The organism is Novipirellula herctigrandis (assembly GCA_007859835.1).
GTDB lineage: Bacteria > Planctomycetota > Planctomycetia > Pirellulales > Pirellulaceae > Novipirellula_A > Novipirellula_A herctigrandis.
In genome coordinates this window covers 1-1,630 of sequence record SJPJ01000013.1, presented here as the reverse complement: position 1 = coordinate 1,630, position 1,630 = coordinate 1, and the positions used below count along the sequence as shown (strand labels likewise).

The following is a 1,630-nucleotide window of genomic DNA, read 5'->3' as shown; positions in this document are numbered from 1 at the left end:
CTGGACAGCGCCACTTCGTGGCTTCCTGATTTCGTAAGTTGTGACTGTGCCGCGAGTTATCTCGCTTGACTTGGGAGTCAAAAAGAAACGACCCTCCGTGTGCTAATTGTTTCACGACGAAACCACGGAAGGTCGCCTCTATGTCACTACAGGATATCGCATCGCTCGGAAAGATGCTCGCCCAATTTCTCGCCATCTTTGCCGATTGTTTCCACGGCGTCAAAGGCCGAAGGCTGTTTGCCGCGTATGTTCGCGGACTGCTCTCGGAACTGCAGCGAAAGAACGTCGAAGCGATTGCTTTGAAACAAGGCATTGCACCGCGAACGCTCCAACGATTCCTCGAGTCCATCAAGTGGGACCACGACGAAGTACTCCAGCGATGCCGCAACGTGATCGTCCGCGAACAGGCCGACCCGCAGGCCATCGGAGTGATCGACGAAACCGGTACGGCCAAAGCCGGCAAGGAAACCGTCGGAGTCAAACGACAATACAACGGCAATCGCGGCAAAGTTGAAAACGCGGTTGTCAACGTCGCTCTATCGTTTGCCACAGCGACTTTCCAGTGCCTGATCGCCGCCCGAACGTACTTGCCCGAAGACTGGGCCAACGACACCGCGCGCCGAAAAAAACTCATGTCCCTGACGAGGCCCAGTTTCTGACCAAGCCGCAGATCGCCTTGGTGCTGATCGACCAGGCAATGGCCGATGGCATCACCGTCAAAGCCTGGACGTTTGATGAACTTTACGGTCGTGACGGGAAGTTTCTCGATGGGCTCGACGAGCGCAAACAGGCATTCGTTGGCGAAGTACCGCCGAACTTTCGGGCATGGGCGCGGAAGCCAAAAGTGCTGCGAAAATCGAGGCAAAAGACCAAGAGGCGGCAAAAGAAATACCCTCGCTTGGCCACCAGCGACTCGAAGGCTTGCCAAGTGCAGAACTTGGCCAAGTACTCGCCCGGCCTGGCCTCGCAAACACCGCAGCGTTACCGCACACGGGACTCGCATAAGGGGCCCGAGATTTGGGAAGTTCGCTGGCATATCGTCCATCGCAAGACTCACGACGGTCGCTTGGTCAGCTCGCAATGCACATTGATCGTTGCCAAGAACGTTCGCACCGGAGAAGTAAAGTACTTCATCAGCAATCGAATTCCAGGCCGTGATGGATGGACGGTTCGCGAGTTGCTGCGAATTGCGTTCGGACGCTGGAAGGTGGAAGCGTGCTTTCGCGAAGCCAAAGAGGAATTAGGCTGGGATCACTTTGAATGCCGTGGATGGGACTGCGTTCATCGTCACATGATCGTGGCGATCGTCAGCCAATTGTTCTGTGCCCGGGTTCGTCATCGTCTGTGCCGCACGGAGGTCGTCACCGACGCTGAGCGTCTGACGCTTGAACAGGTTCGACGGGCGGCCGATGTGGTGATCCGCTGCATCGGTCTTCCCAAGCGACTTCGAGATGAGCAGTACGAAGCAGAGCGTCTCCGAATCAGCTACCATCAACGTCGTAACGCGGAAGCAAGTCGTTGCCATCGTAAGAAACGTATCGCTGACTGTCATGACCTTGGAATCGACCCCGGTCAAATCAAAAGCGTCGAGCCAAAATCCGCGTGAAACTATAACCAATAACATCAAACT

General features: G+C 55.7%; 1 pseudogene. It reads left to right on the top strand.

Annotated features, from left to right (window positions below):
* Nucleotides 1-140 precede the first annotated feature (140 nt).
* Nucleotides 141-1,606, top strand: a pseudogene (locus tag CA13_RS34315) (IS701 family transposase).
* Nucleotides 1,607-1,630: the final 24 nt, after the last annotated feature.